This is a genomic window from Rhodospirillaceae bacterium, from assembly GCA_040219235.1.
Lineage (GTDB): Bacteria > Pseudomonadota > Alphaproteobacteria > Rhodospirillales > Rhodospirillaceae > WLXB01.
This window is the reverse complement of sequence record JAVJSV010000012.1, coordinates 261,936-279,583: the sequence shown is the minus strand read 5'-3', so window position 1 is coordinate 279,583 and position 17,648 is coordinate 261,936. Positions and strand designations below refer to the sequence as shown.

Genomic DNA, 17,648 nt, shown 5'->3' with positions numbered 1-17,648 from the left:
TTTGCAGAAATGCAGGAAGCTCGCAGGTTAGATATTATCATTCTTATGGAGTTGGATGACACCATGGTCATCACGAACAACGTCAATATTCAAACCTTCAAGCGCTTCAAGCAAAGAGTCAACATCGCCCGTTCTGAACATGCCGCCAAACTCTACATCTTTTAAGCTTGGGTCTGCGATCTCTATAGTCACATTGTTGTGCCTTGATATTTCTCGCACGACCTCTTCAAGCCTTGTTTCAGAAAAATCGAAAAGGCCTTCTGTCCACGATATTTTTCTTTGGATTTCACGGGAGGTCAATGTCGGAACTTCAAAAGCCACATCGGAAGACAAGCCATTCGTTATGTCACGGGATGTAATCACCTGGCCCGCATTGATAATCACTTGTCGGGCCGCGACCGTTGTCACTTCTACACTTCCGTCTATATCAACCTGATTGGCATCTTCAGTCACGGAAGAAATTTCTGTGAGTTTAGAGAAAGCGACCACGCCCTCAATAACTGCAATTTCTGTTAATGAATCACGCAGCCTAACAACAAATGACGTTCCCAGCGCCTCGGCTTTGGCTTGGTCAGAATAAACCACGAATGGCCGCAGGGGATTCTTCGCAACATCGAAGAACGCCTCGCCGTGAATCAAACGTATGCGTCTATTTTTTGAAGAATAATCAACTTCGATTTGACTGTCAGTGTTCAGCTTAACGGCTGTTCCATCAGAAAGCTCTATCGTCTGATATTGGCCAACTGATGTGCGATAGATTTCCACTGGCTCGATAAAGAGGTCCGTAGAAATGAACAGCGCGACAAGCGCCACAGCCGACACAAGGGCACCGAGCATAACAAAGCCCGGTTTTGCAAAGGCCGGAACCCAACTCCTCTTGCGGAGAGCGCTGGCGGCCGCTGACGCACTTCTAATAGGTTCGGCCAACTCCGTGAGACTACTGAGTTGATTGTTCAATTCTGCAATAATGCGAATCTCTTTTTTGTGGGCAGGGCTGCGCGCCATCCACTCTTGGAGCGCCGCTAGATCAGACCCCGTTAACTTGCCGGACTCCAATTGAGCGACCCACGCACAGGCCTCTGCGATGATCTCGCCATCTGCGTCTATATGGTTTGGAACATTAGTCATTGGTTCGCTTTTTTTTCAGAACCTCTACTTTGCTTCCCTGGAAATGCTCTTTATGGCCAGCACCCAATTTTTCCACCATAACTTCTCTGCACCGCTTGAGACCTAGCGCAACGTGCTTCTCAACCGTGCTAATCGCAATATCAAGTTTTGCCGCTATCTCTTGATGGGATGCTCCGTGAACATGCTTCAACACAAACACTTTCTGGCATTGGGGTGGTAGCATAGCGACAGCTTGACCAAAAAACCTCATGCGCTGACGTGAGTCCACAACCTCATCCACGGCCGGTTCATCTATCACGTATGTTTCAGGATCAAAATCATCTAGCAAGGCGGTCATCATTTTTGAGCGGCGCTGAAGTTCGGAGCGCGCAATGTTTTTTGCGATGCCAACCAAGAAGCCTTTAGGCTCTCTGATTTTTGTCCGCTTTTCAGCTTCAAGAGCGCGGAGTATTGTTTCCTGGGTAATATCCGCAATATCAACTTGTTGCAGCGCATAACGCCGCAACACGCTGGCAATCAAACCTTTATTGGCTTGGAATATACCGAAAATACGGGAATTTGGGTTCCTCTTACTCATGCACGGTCGAGCACTTCAAACGCTGCTCTTTCTCCAGACTCCATAGCCGCTTCCATGCCGTAGTCCAGCCGGCGTGTGTGCTCTCCGGCAAAATGTAACCGGCCATGGGGGGCAATCATTTCGTTCGCAAATGCTGTGACTTGCCCCGGTGCAAACATGGGGCTGCAACCGCGTTGCAATGGCTGACGTTCCCACGTGTGGTATTTGAGGATTTCGATTTGCCCTCGTGATGCGGGCCGAATACGTGCCATTTCGTCTATGAGGTATTGTGCTGCGGCCTCGTCAGGACGGGCCGATACTTGGCTTCCGATGAGGCTGGTAAGCACAAACATGCCGCGATGTTCGCCCTCACCGGTGCCGTTATTAATGGCCCAGAAGGCGCCCGTGCCGCCATCGGAAATAAGCGAAGCGCCCTTGCCGTCTTCCTGCCAAAAGGGCTCTTTAATGCGACAGAACGCGCGCGTTGTTTCTGAGTATTTAAGCTGCCGGATTGCCGTGGATTGTGGCGCGGGCGGTTGCGGCCAGATTTGAACAAACGTGAGCACCGAGAACGGCAGGGTGGAGATCACAAATCGTGCCCGGTAACGATTGCCGTCAAGCGTGCGCACTTCTACGCCATCGTCTTCCAACTCAATGCTGGTGACCTGCTGATTGACCCGCACCTCATTGCGTAATTGGCCAGCCATAGCGTTTGGCAAGGCAATGGTGCCGCCAACAATGTTTTTCGGCCAGTACTCGACGGGGTTTCCATTCTCGTCGAGAGGTCCGAGAAATTCCAGCTCCAAGGCACCTCGGGTCGTTTCCTGCAACATGCGCAGGGCAGAAACACCGTGGATGTCGTTTACACCACCGATGCTGGCAACACGAATACCGGCCTCTGACACGCCGTTGCGCTTATAGAGTTCATAGAGGGAGACATCAAAGTCGGAAAATTTAGGGTTCAGCCAGTCATCCAACTCCTTCAGCGGATTCAATCTGGACAATAGACGTGATCCAAACCGCTCCGGCAGAATTTCACGTTCGTCGCCGACCGTTTGGTTGACAGGAGAGTCCGGCCACTCCGACGCTGAAACATGCTGACCGCCGATATGATAAGAGAAGGACAGCAAATCGCGATCTTGATTCACAGTGGGCAATTGCAGCCGGTCAATGGCATCGCGGACACGCGCATAGGAGGGACCAACCTGAGAGGCCCCCAATTCTATAGGGACGTCGCCCGCATTGGTCTCCCAGGTTTCCTCGGCAGACCAAACGCGCCCGCCAATGCGATTGCTACCCTCGAGCACGAGCGTGTTTAATCCCGCATCACTCAGGTTCCAGGCCGCATTTAAACCCGATAAGCCGGACCCTATAACAAGCACATCAACTGTGTCTTGAGCGCGCGCACGTTTACTGTGAATAAAGGGTGCCGCGACCGCAAGAGAAGATGCAGCGGCTACTGTGTTAAAACGACGTCTGCTAAGATGTTTCACCATTCGCCTAAATTCTCCTTGCCCGCTGCCTTCTGAAATCAACGACCTCTCGATATTGGGGATTGCCGAGGCTTAAATTGGATTGTGAACTTAAAACAAAGGCTGCGGATAAGTTGCCGTTTTATTTTAGCTTGAGCACAAAGTCCTCGCACGAGGGTCAAAGAACCAGCCCTATTTAAAGAGTACGTGACAGTAAACGAATCCACCAGTCGCCAGCTAAGATTATTTACCTGAGTGCGCGGCAATACTGGTTACCCGTGTGCAAAAAGCGGAACAGCTTTTACAATAGCATAGAGTGGGCAGCTCGAGTTTGCAGGAGCGTCATCGGAAAACGGGTGATGATCCTGACGCTTTACGATGTGTCGATCCTAAAATAAAGCTGTAAATTTCAGCGCTAATTCGTTGCCAGGCTTAACGATACCCAACACGGCTTCAAGAAATACGATCAACCAAATAAACAATACCCAGGGCCGCGCTTTATTCAGACTGGCCGCCATTTTATTATTTTGCTCATCGTTAATCGAGCCCTTCGCAAGGGCTTGAATGCCAGCGATATAATCGGGCAAGTGTTTACGGATCATGACGCCACACAGAATCAACACGCCAAACAAACCCACCTTTGCCGTCAACCACGGTGTGCCATCAAGTCGGCCGCTGTAGAGCGTATAGATTACAGAAGCCGCAATGCCGACGATCAGAACACGACGCAGCCAGAAATCGACGGTCGCCAAAGTTTTGGATAGCGGGCTACCGTGACGAAAGTGCATGTACAACACCATAAACAACCAGATCGGGGCGAGGATCCAGAGGGCGAGCATCTGTCCCGGATAATGATCAACACCCTGCATCGTGGCCAACGTGCCGCCGATGGTTAGCATGAGTGTCATGCAGATTCTCGGGATGAGATCGAGATCCATCATGATCTTCGATGCGATCAAACGTGTTTCGGGTGAATATTTGGGATTTATGACGAATCCGCTTGAATAAAAGACACCTACATCGCCGCCGAGCCAATAAACAAAGCCCAAGATATGCAGAATAAGAAAGAGGTCGTAAGCGAATTCGGTCATGGATTTCCCCCTAAAGACAGCCCCACTTTATATTGAAGCTGATGCACGTGCACCAGTCTTGAAGGGCCAGTAATTTTAGATCGGTTTAGATTACACCTTAGTCTGGAACGACCCTATTATCGAATAAACTCAGCAGCAGGTTTGTTTAGGCTGGCAACCGGATCAGCTGCGATCTCAGGTGCTTTCTGTGCCAATAGAGTGCGCCATTTCTCCGGCATCATATCGAAGCTGGAGACCTTGCGGCCAAAGGTGCGCGACGTCAGGTTGCCTGGCTGAGAACCCATCTTCATCCAGCTTTGCCAGCCTGTGACTTCAGCGAAAGAGACCGTCGCGGATGCCATTGTAATGTCGGGATTGATCAACTCACTCAGGCTGCCGTGATAATGAGACATATCATTGACCTCGAAGGGTGCTTCACGCTCAGGACGATACACACGGGCTCGAATGACTTCCGACATAAATACATCGTCGCCGACGATGACAGGCGGATGGATGCTGGCCTCTGATTCGAGCCTGGCACCACCAAGCTCTTTCGGGGTCACCCGAGAGTCATCTGCCCGGTAACGTACGGTTGTTGGTCCGACTGGACGAAAATTAACTGGCAGTACTTCACCCGTATAAGGGTTTGTCCATTCGCTTAAAGGCGCGTGACCATCCACATCTAGAATAATCACCATTTCCAACATCGTCATATCGAACCCACCATCATCGGTCGGCACAATACGCTGAATTGTACCAACAAGGTTCGTGTAAAGCGGCGTGAGTGTTGTGCCAACTTGACCGTATTTCACACCCTGCAACCACCAAAAAACAAGACCTGGGTCAGTGCGGAACCGTAATTTACGATGCATGGTAACGGGGTCAATTTTTGTATCCGCTCCCGTTGAAGCGCTGACGTTTTTGGTCATCATTGTAAACACACCAAAACCACCCAGTGCGGCTGACGCCCCCAGTATTTCCCGGCGCGAGATGACAGATAAGTTATCTAAAGTCATTTCATTCGTCCCCTTAGGTCACCCAACAAAGCTCATCCAGCCTTATCTTAGAAGGTAAACTATCAGCATGAATAAACAATTTTTCAGTGTTCTAAGCTGTCTGCGATATCGCGAAAGATATGGTGTCCCCGGCGAGATTCGAACTCACGGCCCCCAGATTAGGAATCTGGTGCTCTATCCTGCTGAGCTACGGGGACCCAGGGCAGGCACGAAAAGCGCAATGATGCGTATATAACAGATCATGCAGAAATCTGTATATCAGTGAAAGATCAGCAGAGATCTACTGACGCTGCGTTAATTTACGAAATGTGGGGTGAGATTATGCTGCAAGATGGCTCCGACCGCTTGCTCGCGCGTGGGAGCAGCCCCGACCGGTGCACCCGCGGCGTTATGAATGGACCAGACCTGTTGGTTATCGATCACGGATGATCGGACATACGCAAGTTGATCAAGACCGAGTTCAGCGAGATTGATCTGCGTGGATGCAAGAACGCTATTGTTTTGCATAATGTTTGCCATAGTTGGCCTCCTGATAAATCACTTATCCAACAGATGTTGGATCAACATCGATGGTTTTTGGTTTCGATTTCGCTGGCGTGGACGTCGAGATTTTGATTTCCGTCACCTTTGGTTCAGGCACAGGGCGTTGCATATCGATATGCAGGAGGCCTTTATCAAGCTCTGCATTTTTAATCTCTATACCTTCCGCCAAAACAAAACTGCGGCTGAACTGGCGGGCCGCAATACCACGATGCAGGAAAATACGATTGCTGGTGTCTTCTGAGGCACGCCCCCGAATAACCAATTGGTTATCTTCAACCGTCACGGACAAATCATCGTCAGAAAAGCCTGCAACGGCCAGCGTAATGCGCAGGGCATGCTCGCCAGTCTGCTCGATGTTGTAAGGGGGATACCCTTCTCCAGAGGATTTGTTGACGCGATCAAGCACCCGCTCGATGTGATCAAAACCCAGCAATAAGGGGCTGGAGAACACGGACATACGTGTCATATCTGTTTTTCCTCCTGTCTCCTCAGCGAGCGAGACTGGTTGTGGCCCATAACAGGCACCAATGGTTGACGTCGCCCTATCCTGGCGCGACGTAAGTCCTATTTTGGGTCTCTTACAGCTACCGTCAAGAGCGCAACCTCTAAGATGCGTCGAAAAAGGCGTCCAGGGACGTGTGCCAATCGGCCATGGCGGGTGGCAGTTCTGCTGATTGACACCGCGGATCAATCGCCTGAGCCATGGCTGTTGTATAACCCACAGGCTCCCACGAAGGGTGACACAGCAAGCAGGGTACATTGAGCTTAGGTAGCTTCTCGCGCATGGGATAACGCCACATCGCGTTGTACGCATCCTGATAGCGATCACCGCATTTGAGCAACTCGCGGGTGCGCAAATCCGTCATGGCAACATCAATGGCACCGTCTTCCCAGATGACCCCCTCTTTGGTTTGGTTAAACCATGGCCAATAAAGACTTTGATCGCGCATGACGGACCAGGCTGTCATGAGGTGCCGACCATCCCAGCGCGGCGCCACGGACGGCGTATAGTTTTCAATAAGGCGTGCTTGCTCCTCGCCTTCATACAAGGACACACCTGCCTGAACGATATGACGAATGCGCTGTGACTTCTGAAAACTCATTTCCATCGCCACTGGGCCACCCGAATAGCGCCCAATAACGTCCAACTGATCAACGCCTAGGCTGTCGAGCGCTGCGTGCAAGACCTTTGCATAGTTTTCGGAATCAATGCGGTTGATCGCCGCTTCAGATTCTCCGTTTCCCGGGTTATCAAAGGCGATCACAGGCCGACGACCGATATAGGGTTTTAACATGGGTTCAACGAGAAGACTTGAGCCCGCCGGATCGTGAATGGCCATGAGAGGAAGTCCCTCACCCTCAAGACAGACGCGTGCGCGCAGTTGCCCGCCGGGCACATCGACCATTATATTTTGTATAGTTGAAGCGCGATCTGTTTGTGCAGGAAAATCTGCATAGGGAGGTGCACTTGCAAAATCAGCCGCCGCAGTGCGTAACGCCGTGTAGCGGGTTTTGGGGTCACAAGGGACAACCGTAAAGTTATCGGGCAATCCTTTGTTGATGAGCGCTTCCGTATGTGAACGCATCATACTGCCCGCGTTATATGAAAGCAGTGTAGGCACCTTCACTTTAACGGTCGCACTATGATCCTCATACCGCATAGCCTCCCAATAAGCCTCTTTGTACTTCGGGCCGGCCCGAAGCATATCATCGACATGGAGCTGAATGGCTTCTGGGGATTGGGTGTCGGCCTGAACACGTTGATCCAAACGGTTGGACATCCATGGGAAGAACACGGACAGGTGACGGCTGGCATCCCATGCTGCTAAGAGATGCGTGCCGTCACGCCTTGGCGTGAGGTCTACAAAATATCCATCCGCAAATTGAGCGCGATCTTCATCTGTAAAATGACCTGCGCCATCGAGAATGAGAAGCCGTGTGCGTTTGGGATAACGACAGGCAAACTGCGTTCCGATTTGTGCGCCTGTAGCTGCCCCGTAAATCACTGCAGATTCAAGACCGAGTGCATCTAAGATCTGCGCCACGGCATCGGCGTAACCAATCAGGTCAGTTTTATCGGTCACGAAATCGTCTGATAAGCCATAACCCGGGGTGTCTAAGGCGATACAGGTAAATTTCTCAGAAAAAGCCGTCACGGCCGGAATCAAAGCCGCAGATGAAATCGGCGATGGATGCATCAAAATCATCGCCGGGCCACGTCCGGCGGTGCGAAAGTGAACCTGATTACCATCGGGCAAGGTTAGGAACCGGCGGGTGATATTCATAGGAGTATGACCTAGCTGGCGAAAAATGGGTCAAGGACTGACAGAAGCTGAGTTATGTCCTCTGGCATATCTGTGACAACAACTTGGGGTGCAACCTGCTTGGCCATCGCAAGACGGTCATAGGAGGCAGCCCCCGGCCAATCCATCAGCAAACAAGGCACCTCCAAGGCTGCCAATTTCTCGGCCATGGAATAAGTAAAGGAGGCAGCGTAAGCGTTTTGATAAGCATCACCAACTTTAAGAAGGTCTTGTGTACGGCCATCAAGAAAGTCGGGATCCAAATTTGCATCGCGCTGAATGACACCGTCCTTGGTGCGATTGTACCAGGGCCAAAAGAGGCCCATATCCCGGACAATTGACCAGGCCGTCAGCAAATGCCCGCCATCCCACCGAGGCGCGATGGACGGTGTATAATTTTTCAAGAGATCTTCGCGTTCCGCATCCGTAAAAATTTGCACGCCGGCTTGAACAATGTGTTTCACCAAGCCAGGGCGCAGCGCTGCCATTTCAATCGCAACTTGACCGCCCGAGTAACGACCAATCACATCAACCTCTGCAACCCCCAAAGCCTCAAGCACTGCGATTGCCGACTGGGCGTAAGTTTCAGTAGTGATATCATCACGATCAATCAATTTGTCTGATTCGCCATTACCTGGATTATCAACGGCAATGACAGGACGATGTCCAAGATAAGGGCTCAGCAGGTCGGCCAAGCGCTTTGAAGACCCAGCAGGGTCATGTAGACCGAGAATGGGCCGACCTTCGCCAGCCATACAGACCCGTGCCATCACTTGCCCACCCTCAATAGAGATAAACATTTTCTGGAGGCGAGGTGCCGTCTCGTCTATCTGAACAGGATGTGGCGGCGCTGGCGTATCTGAAGGTAAATAATTGTCGATGAGATATTGCTCACTGACCGCAAGACGTTCGTCCATGGTCGGCCCAGCGTGCAAAACCGTAAAGTTGTTGGGCAGACCCTTGGCGATCAGATCATCAACTTCGGTCAGGTCTGGTTTCGCTTCCCAACGCGTGAGTGTCGTCGGAACCGTAAGTCGACTGATGAGATGATGCTTGGCGGTATAGAAAGCGGGCCTATAGGCATCAGCGTAATTTTCACCCGCGCGTAAATAGTCGAGCAGCTTTTCCTGAATCTTCTCAGGAGCTGGCATATCAACAGGCAAACGCGCCGCCTTGGTCGTAAACTGCCAAGGGGCAAACAGATTGAGCGAACGCACCATATCCCAGTGGGTCAGAAGATGACCGCCATCTCGACGGGGAGTCACATCTGGAAAGTAGCCTTTGGTGAGAACATCGACATGCTCGTCGGAGACATCACCCGCCGTATCTAACATGCACACGGCGACACGTTCTGGATGTGCCGCCGCAAATATATGAGCAATCTCGGCACCGGTGGCGTTGCCATAAAACGCTGCTTTTTGAATACCCAGAGAATCAAGCAATGCGACCAACGGCTGCACATAATCTTCCAGCGCCGGACCTTTCACGCCGCCAGGAATGGGGTCAGACAACCCATATCCAGGGGTATCAACCGCAATGGCTGTAAAATTCTTGGCCAACCGCGTTACCATCGGCACGGAAAACACGCTCGACTGCGGAGACGGGTGCAACAGGATTACGGGAGGACCGCTTCCAGCGCGCCTGACGTGAAGCTGCATATCTCCTATTGGTACGAATAGACGCTGCATGAGAGTTCCCCTCGGCTTAAGTTCATTGTTTTATCGATGCCAGGGAAGGTCAGCAAGGCAGCAAATGGTCGCACTCAATCCAGACGCTCGTTCATGTTCGCAGCAGCATCACTTGCCGACCACGCGGCTGTTTGTGTGCGTGACAAAACAGAGTCCAAAGCCTGAAAAAAGGCTTCAACAATGGGCTTGTTGTACTTACCGATCGGCAAGCCATTGTAGACGATCTGCGTCCCGTCGACATCGAACGTCCGCGTATAGGGCACCGACCAATCACTGTAGTCAACCGGATCGTAGATGTTATAGCCGGGAAAACCTTCAAAGTTGTACATGGCATGAGAAAACACCGTGTCTGTGTTTTCCGCGAAGAATTCGATCGGTAAGTTAATGACGTAATCATAGTTGTCGTTAACACCCTCCCAGAACGCCGTGTTGGTGGAAAGGTACTTGCCCTCGGGGTTGTTATAAGGATCAGCAAAGTGATCCTGTGACTGCACCACTTCTGTGCGACCAAAATCATACTCAGATAAAACAGCTTTCAGCTTTGCCATGACGGGCTCGATATAGCTCGGCGCCAACTCAATCCAAGCTTCATTCGGGACCACGTCCCACGCCATGCCATGTACAGACGCCACGATTTTGACATCTGCACCGCGAGGCAGTTGATCAAGACGATCGCGCAACATATTGGCGTAAGTGTCATGAATGATCGGAAAATTTGCCAGATTCTCGGTGATAATAGTTTTGATTTTTTTATCGTTGGCGTCTTCCCATTCATGAATGTAGTGCATCGCATGCTTAATAGACCCGTTGAACTCTTCGTGATGGGAATATAATGGGCGTGGTGCGGCTAGGACGATGGTATCAGCACCACCGTCAAGCAATTCAAACATCGCGCTTCGTGCCAAATGAAAATCTTCAGCGGTCACCCAACGGTAGGGCACATCGCCATACTTCGCGCTGATCTTGCGCATTGTGGCCTCAATCAGCGCCCACGTTCCGGCTTCATGGGGTACTTTACCGTTCAGAAAACCTTTACCCTTACCATAATAGTAGACCCGCGCCTTGTTGATGAGCTTCTGAGCTGGCCCGGGCATACCGCCCTTACGGCCTTCGTATATAAAATACCCGTGATCAAGATGCTGGGTCGGACTGGGGTCAACCCATCTCAGCTCTCCGTTGTGGTATCTCTCAACCCATGGCGTGCCATCCACATCTAAGGTCGAGCCATAAGCATCAACAAGATTGGTGGGCACAAACGCTTCGAATTCATAATACCGCTCTGTGTCCAACAGAATAACGCCTGGATCAGCCATTGCTCGACTGCGAATTGGCCATGGAATATACTGGCTTGGCTTTAGAGCCAGATTGTAAAAATCCGGAAGACGAAAGTTCTCGGGCATGATGAGGCCTGACATGAAGATGGCAACCTCACCCTCGGGCGTCATCGCTTCTTCACTGGCCAGTTGTTCTTTGTAAATGCGAAAATAGTTTGGCTCTTTGAGCTGCGGTGGCGTTCCGTTCATATACCGGAACGTGCCGTAACCAGCAGCCGCGATGCCCACGCCGACAACAACCAGTGCAATGGTCACACGTTTGATCAGCTTGAGCATATCGCCCTCCTTACGGGAGTTTTTTAGTGCATATGTTCGAGATAAATCCGTTCGACGTCAGCATGAGAAACTTCGCCCGTGCTCAACTCTTGCATCAAATTTCCCTCGCGCATAATGCCGATCCGTGTGCCGGTTTCTTTGGCGCGGAATAAATCGTGGGTCGCCATAAGAATGGCGGCACCTTCGCTTTGTAGATGCTTCAAAAGCTCTGAAAACTCATTGGATGCTTTTGGATCTAGGCCAGAGGTAGGCTCATCTAGCAACAATGCTTTGGCCTGTTTGGCAAGCGCAATGGCAACACCAACTTTCTGACGCATCCCCTTTGAATAGGTTGAAATACGCCGGTCTGCTGCCTCTGACTGCAGCCCACAACGGAGTAAAAAACCTCGTAAATCATCATCGTTGTAATCCTCATGCCCCCCTAGGCGCGCAAAGTACTCAATATTTTCCAAGCCTGTAAGGTTGGGGTACAGCATGACTTGTTCAGGAATGTACGCGAGATGCTTTTTGGTCTCGATCGGATTTTCAGAAACATCGATGCCATTGACCTGGGCTTTACCACCGGTCGGGCTGATGAAATTAAGAAAAAGATTGATGGTGGTTGTTTTGCCGGCACCGTTGGCGCCCAAAAGACAATAAATGTCGCCCGACTTCACAGAGAGGTTCAACCCTTTCAGGGCCTGATGATCTCCATACGATTTTTGTAAGTCGAACGCTTCCAGCATTAGTCGCCACCTTAAATATAGGGTCTCACCCTAAAATATATGGGGCCTCACCCTAAGTTTATTCCCACGTAACGCCAAGACTTAATCGCAAGATCTAGCCGTAGTGTTAAGCTTGATGTCGGGGTAATAAAAATACAAATATCAGAGCAGGTGCCATACAGGCTGCTGCAATAACAAATGGATAGGCCGGACCCAGTTGAGCAAAGACAACCCCGGCATAAAGCGGTCCAACAAACCGGGCGAGACTGGCGGCCCCCTGGTAAACGCCAAGCACAGAGCCGCGTTCGGTTTCGCTGGCTTCTTTAGACACAAGACTGGACAGGGAGGGGTTGGATAAGCCATTGCCAATCGCCAGAAAAGTCATCGCAGCAACGAGGATATAAATATCGCTGGCAGCAGCGAGGATAACATACCCACTCAACAAGAATACGATCGCACCAGCAACAAGTAAGCGTTCGCCAAACTTTTTTGTCAGCGGACCAATAAGGCCACCCTGGATGATAACGCCGACCACGCCAACATAAGCGAGCGTGAGCCCGATATCTCGCGGACCGAAACTCAGAACACGGTTAACCCACAAGGCCAAAGTGACCTCCAACAAGGCCCACGCCATAGTTAAGATGAAGCCAACCACTACCAGTAGTATCAACGCGCGCCGACCAAAAGCCGTATGGAGTTTTGTTTTGAGTGACGTTTTTGGCTTATTGCGAATTTGATCGCGAACATCCTGACTCAAAGATTCAGGTAAGATAAAAACCACGCCTAGCAGCGCCGTTGTGGTTAAGGAAGCGGCCACCAAAGCTGGCAATAGAAAATTTGCTGTTGATGTTTCCGAGCCTGCGAGCAAACCGCCAATAACTGGACCAAAGATAAACCCCAAACCGAACGCCGCACCAAGCAGGCCCATGCCTTTGGCCCGGTTTTCAGGGGTCGTAATGTCAGAAACGTAGGCAAACGCCGTAGAAATATTTCCGGCCATAAGCCCGCCAAATATGCGTGCCACAACCACCAACCATAGGCTTTCTGCTAAGCCCAGAACCACATAAGAAATAACAAAACCGCAGAGGGTCCAGGCGAGGATAGGCTTGCGGCCATAACGGTCGCTCAGTCTTCCCCAAAGAGGGGCGGCCATAAATTGGAATAGAGAGTACAGACCAAGCGTGATGGTAATGACTTCTGCACCTGCGCCAACGCGTTCAACATAAAACGGCAGCAGCGGTACCATAATGCCGAAGCCAATCAAATCGACAAATACGATAAGAAATAGAATCATCATTGGAGACATGGGGACGCCGATACAACTTAAGCTGCGCGGATATGGGTCATGCCGTTATAGTAACAGCAAAATCGAATAACACTTCTTATCTTATTCTGATTTTAATCCTGATTGTGTGGATGGCGGCATAAACACTTCGGCAGCATCAGAGGGTATAGATTCAACGTAAAGCGACCGGCTTGGGAAAGCGAAAGCGGAGCCCTCAGACTCAACAATATCTTTTATTTTATACGCAAGAGTCTCTTTGACCTTGAGCCATTCCCCCCACTTTGTCGTCTTGGTGAAGCAATACAGCAGGATATCAATAGAGGAGTCATTAAAACTGTCGATCCGAACAAAGGTGGAGACTTCAGAGGGAGGGGCAAAATCCGGGTTTTCAAAAATATAGGCTTCAATTTTGTCGCGGATAACGCGTAACTGTTCAATGGTTGTGCCGTACTCAACACCGATCATCCACTTAATCCGACGGTGGGTCATCTCACTGAAATTCGTGACCGCATTATCAGACAACTTTGCATTGGGAACATAAACAGAAGCTTTATCGAAACGGCGAACGTGGGTTGAGCGAAAACCAATCGTTTCAACCGTCCCTTCGACGACGCCATCCACCATAATCCAGTCGCCGACCCGCATGCGCTTTTCGGCAATAACAAGTATTCCGGCGATCAGGTTTTTGAAAAGGTCTTGTGCGCCCAAGGCAACGGCGACGCCAAAGAGCCCAAGACCGGCGAGAATGGGGCCAACTTTAATACCCCAAATTTCAAGCACAGTTGCAACGCCAATAAACACGACGGCCAGGTGCAGAAAATTGATCAGCCAGTCGACCATCTCACGCGTTAGAAGCGTTTCCAGCCGTTTGATCGAAGAGCTAACTGGCCCAGTGATTTGGTAAAGGCCCCAAAATATATCAAAAACAACAAGAGTCCGTATAACTAAAGCGCCGATGTTGTCGTACTTCTCAGGCAATTCTAGATAATCCAAAGCTATAAAAATGCCTAGAATTACAGGAATGAGCCGTATTGGCCCCCGTAAAGCGTCAAAAATTTTATCATCGATCGTGGTTTCAGTTTTGGCGGTGAGGCGTTGGAGCGCACCCAGCACGAAGCGGGTAAACAAACCTCGGATCACCATGAAAAACAGGACGATGCCGAGTGCAATTAATATGCGGCCAAAATCAACACCGACGACGCCTGTCGTCCAGACATCGAGAACAACGCTCCAGAAATCGCTCAGTTGTTGCTTTGACCGTTCCATGTGCAGTCACCTTATAAACGAAACAATAGGCTGAGGTCATAAGGCTTGCAGGTCAGGAAATCAAAGTCTGTGTGGGCCTGTCCGTTGCCATAAAATATGCTCTAAAGTGAGCCTCAAAATAGTAGAGCTTAAAAAGCCGCATAAGGAGACTAAGGATGAATGCACCCAAAAAGACAGATACACGCTCAAATGCCGGTCGCCATGGCTCCAAACATACATCCAAACGTGGCTCTAAAAATGGATCGCAAAAAGATATGGCAAAGTCTCTTCAAGCCACGATGGAGAAATGTCAAACGGCAGAAGATTTAAACGCCCAGGTAATCACACCTTTTATTCAATCGCTTGTGACCGTCTGTGATGCGCGGGGTTATGTACTCAATATATATGGTGAACATTGCAATCTAGTGATTTCACCGGAAGATCATTCAGAGCAGTTGTTTAAACTGATTGAAGCATACCTTGATGAAGCTGACGTAGGGTAAGCAACCCTTGAGCTGTTAGTTGTTCGTATAATATGTATTTATTACGCTTTTCACCAACAGAACTGGCCTTTCAAAACAGGAGCGCGCTTTATTTCGCCACCAGAAATCATGGCCTCTAAAGTCACGCCGAGCAAAAGTGATGGTCGCACACTTTACCCCGCAATTGAGGCGCGGAAGTCCGGTTTCCTTCGGGCGGGGCCACTACACACCTTATATTGGGAGGAAAGTGGAAACCCGAACGGTGTGCCCGTCATCTTTCTGCATGGTGGGCCTGGGGCCGGTACTGCCCCCGCCTTTCGGCGTTTTTTTGACCCCAACCACTACCGCATCGTTCTCATGGATCAACGCGGGGCGGGGCGGTCCACGCCAGAAGCCGAAGTACGGGAGAACACGACAGCGCACCTTGTTGCAGATTTAGAGCTTTTGCGTGAGCACTTAAGCATTGAACGTTGGGTTATCTTTGGCGGATCCTGGGGTTCGACTCTGGCTTTGGCCTATGGGCAAGCTCACCCAGATCGCTGCATCGGTTTTATTCTCCGCGGAATCTTTTTGTTCTCCGATGAAGAAGTCGACTGGTTTTTGCATGAAATTCGACGTGTCTTTCCAGAGGCATGGCGTGCTTTTTCCAACCATATCCCCATTGATGAACGCCATGACCTATTAAGTGCATATTATGCACGCCTTACGGACCCTAATCCGGAAACACACCGCCCAGCCGCAGCAGCATGGTGCGCTTATGAAAATGCCTGCTCTCGCCTCATTCCATCACCGGCCAGACCCAGACAGAAGGCACCATACTATACAGGCGCACTATCGATGGCGCGCCTGGAGGCGCACTACATGATTAACCAAGGGTTTTTTGAGCCGAACCAACTGCTAGAAGGCATGAAGGTCCTTGCCAAACATCCAGCCATCATCGTTCAAGGTCGCTATGATATGGTCTGTCCCATCATCACCGCAGACAAACTCGCTCAAACCTGGGACGGCGCAGCTTATCGGATTATCGCCGACGCCGGACATTCTTCAATGGAACTTGGTGTCCAATCTGGGTTGATTAACGCCACTGACGAGTTTCGCAGTCTGAAATAGACCTGTCAGACCTAACAGGGTCATTTCGCCTTAACCTGTCAGAACGCACAGGTTATCCAGAGCGAGCAGCGTGACACTATCCTTCTTGTGTGTCGCGCCCTTTTGGGTGGGACGACTGCTGACAAGTTCCAGTAACCTCACTTAAACCCCGCCCAGTGTGGCGGGGTTTTTTTTCGCTTTGCGTCTCAAGTGTATTAGTCAGGCTTTCGTGCGCCGTGGACAAACCAATCTCCAGCGCCCTGGGTTCGCGGACGATACCCAGTAAACTGGCACTCTGCAGGATACCCAGCCTCTGTCATCAACGCGTTTAGATCAGAATCTGCCCAACCCATCCAAAACGGCTCGCCGTTGTGACGGATTTGCCAATCGTTTAGTACCTGATCGACAAGGTCCTGATAGCCCGGTTGATTGGTCACATCCATATGAAAGGAGATGCCGCCTGGCTTGAGAATGCGCCAGATTTCAGCAACAGAGTCTTTTAAAATTTGAGGTGTGGTTTCATGTCCCCAAATGGTTGAAGCAACGAGATCAAAACTCTCATCTTCGAAATCCATGTCTGCCGTGCTCATTTGAGCAAAATGAACCGGTACGCCTTCGCTTTCACACCGCGCGTGACCCCACCGCAGCAAGCCAGCAGCAACATCAATGCCGTAAACTTCTGCGTCTGGGTAATGACGCGCAAATGTAGCAGTGTTAAAACCTGTGCCACAGCCGATATCGAGAATGCGTTTTGGCTTCTGCGGGCCGAACTGTTTTTCCATTTCAGAAATCAAAAAGTGCGCCGCTGAGTACCCCGACGCAGCCGAACGCCCTTTACCTGCCCCGTAAATCATGCCGCCACCGGTCATGCGGGCACCGGACATAATATCGTAGTCAACACCTTCTCGTTCGAGACAGAAGCCGCCTGGTTGACGGTGGATTTCGACTTTCGCAATGTTGGGTGGCAAATCTAAGTCTGGGTTCAATTTCAAAGACCCAACTTTGTCTTTACGATTAACAACTTGCGCCGCCGCCGCCTCAATGCGTGGCAGATCATGATCCAAAGTTTCATCAACGCAGTTCCACATCATGTCTTGACCGACCCACGTCAAAGTTTCCCATGTTTGGAAGAGATGCTCGTCAGCAATGCGTTTTTTGAGGGCTTTGCGATGATCACGGTTCAAATCTTCCAGGGGTTGCCCCAATTCGCTTTGAAGTTCGGGCGCAATGTTGTTTTTGACATACGCCTTGATGTCTTTCTGAAGGTCCAGGTTTACCTTTTGTTTGAACTGCACAATAAAAGCCTGGCGGGCCAACTCATCCTGAGTTGGGTGGAGATTGATTTCTTGACTAAGGTCATTGGTCATTGTGATGGCCCTTCACTTCGAAATAAAGTTGACGCGTCATTATAGAACATATTGGTATTAGACATATGATGATGTCAGGCTGGTAGCAAC

16 protein-coding genes and 1 tRNA gene are annotated in these 17,648 nt (G+C 50.5%); 2 read left to right on the top strand and 15 right to left on the bottom strand.

Annotated features, from left to right (window positions below; all coding sequences use genetic code 11):
* Window positions 1-27: 27 nt before the first annotated feature.
* The 14 genes from RIC29_11545 to RIC29_11480 form a co-directional block, all read right to left on the bottom strand.
* On the bottom strand, window positions 28-1,128 hold the full coding sequence (locus RIC29_11545; protein ID MEQ8735549.1) for a FecR domain-containing protein: 1,101 nt from the start codon (window positions 1,126-1,128) through the stop codon (window positions 28-30).
* On the bottom strand, window positions 1,121-1,705 hold the full coding sequence (locus RIC29_11540) for an RNA polymerase sigma factor (protein ID MEQ8735548.1): 585 nt from the start codon (window positions 1,703-1,705) through the stop codon (window positions 1,121-1,123). The genes RIC29_11545 and RIC29_11540 overlap by 8 nt, the downstream gene beginning before the upstream one ends.
* Window positions 1,702-3,180 (bottom strand): NAD(P)/FAD-dependent oxidoreductase, encoded by a 1,479-nt coding sequence (locus RIC29_11535; GenBank protein ID MEQ8735547.1) that lies wholly within the window; start codon window positions 3,178-3,180, stop codon window positions 1,702-1,704. The genes RIC29_11540 and RIC29_11535 overlap by 4 nt, the downstream gene beginning before the upstream one ends.
* A 365-nt stretch (window positions 3,181-3,545) precedes the next feature.
* Window positions 3,546-4,247 (bottom strand): hypothetical protein, encoded by a 702-nt coding sequence (locus RIC29_11530; GenBank protein ID MEQ8735546.1) that lies wholly within the window; start codon window positions 4,245-4,247, stop codon window positions 3,546-3,548.
* Window positions 4,248-4,363: 116 nt separating this feature from the next.
* Window positions 4,364-5,242 (bottom strand): DUF1838 family protein, encoded by an 879-nt coding sequence (locus RIC29_11525; GenBank protein MEQ8735545.1) that lies wholly within the window; start codon window positions 5,240-5,242, stop codon window positions 4,364-4,366.
* 120 nt (window positions 5,243-5,362) lie between these two features.
* A tRNA-Arg gene (locus tag RIC29_11520) sits at window positions 5,363-5,439 on the bottom strand.
* Between the two features lie 97 nt (window positions 5,440-5,536).
* Window positions 5,537-5,761 (bottom strand): hypothetical protein, encoded by a 225-nt coding sequence (locus tag RIC29_11515; protein MEQ8735544.1) that lies wholly within the window; start codon window positions 5,759-5,761, stop codon window positions 5,537-5,539.
* A gap of 22 nt (window positions 5,762-5,783) precedes the next feature.
* Window positions 5,784-6,251 (bottom strand): Hsp20 family protein, encoded by a 468-nt coding sequence (locus RIC29_11510; GenBank protein ID MEQ8735543.1) that lies wholly within the window; start codon window positions 6,249-6,251, stop codon window positions 5,784-5,786.
* A gap of 139 nt (window positions 6,252-6,390) precedes the next feature.
* Complete coding sequence (locus RIC29_11505) at window positions 6,391-8,070, bottom strand: alpha/beta hydrolase (GenBank protein MEQ8735542.1); 1,680 nt, start codon at window positions 8,068-8,070, stop codon at window positions 6,391-6,393.
* Between the two features lie 11 nt (window positions 8,071-8,081).
* The gene (locus tag RIC29_11500) at window positions 8,082-9,776 is read right to left on the bottom strand and encodes an alpha/beta hydrolase (protein MEQ8735541.1); all 1,695 of its coding nucleotides are present in this window, start codon (window positions 9,774-9,776) and stop codon (window positions 8,082-8,084) included.
* Window positions 9,777-9,850: 74 nt separating this feature from the next.
* Entirely contained in the window at window positions 9,851-11,386 is a 1,536-nt protein-coding gene (locus RIC29_11495) for a hypothetical protein (GenBank protein ID MEQ8735540.1), read from the bottom strand.
* 23 nt (window positions 11,387-11,409) lie between these two features.
* A complete protein-coding gene (locus tag RIC29_11490; GenBank protein ID MEQ8735539.1) occupies window positions 11,410-12,111 on the bottom strand; it encodes an ABC transporter ATP-binding protein in 702 nt (233 codons plus the stop codon).
* Between the two features lie 106 nt (window positions 12,112-12,217).
* Window positions 12,218-13,396: an MFS transporter gene (locus tag RIC29_11485; protein ID MEQ8735538.1), complete on the bottom strand. Its 1,179-nt coding sequence runs from the start codon at window positions 13,394-13,396 to the stop codon at window positions 12,218-12,220.
* Between the two features lie 81 nt (window positions 13,397-13,477).
* On the bottom strand, window positions 13,478-14,641 hold the full coding sequence (locus RIC29_11480; protein MEQ8735537.1) for a mechanosensitive ion channel family protein: 1,164 nt from the start codon (window positions 14,639-14,641) through the stop codon (window positions 13,478-13,480).
* Between the two features lie 155 nt (window positions 14,642-14,796).
* Here RIC29_11480 and RIC29_11475 point away from each other — a divergent pair, with 155 nt between their 5' ends.
* Window positions 14,797-15,123 (top strand): hypothetical protein, encoded by a 327-nt coding sequence (locus RIC29_11475; GenBank protein ID MEQ8735536.1) that lies wholly within the window; start codon window positions 14,797-14,799, stop codon window positions 15,121-15,123.
* Window positions 15,124-15,231: 108 nt separating this feature from the next.
* On the top strand, window positions 15,232-16,212 hold the full coding sequence (gene pip, locus RIC29_11470; protein MEQ8735535.1) for a prolyl aminopeptidase: 981 nt from the start codon (window positions 15,232-15,234) through the stop codon (window positions 16,210-16,212).
* Between the two features lie 194 nt (window positions 16,213-16,406).
* On the opposite strand, the gene RIC29_11465 is transcribed toward pip, so the two are convergent.
* Entirely contained in the window at window positions 16,407-17,558 is a 1,152-nt protein-coding gene (locus RIC29_11465; GenBank protein MEQ8735534.1) for a class I SAM-dependent methyltransferase, read from the bottom strand.
* Window positions 17,559-17,648 lie beyond the last annotated feature (90 nt).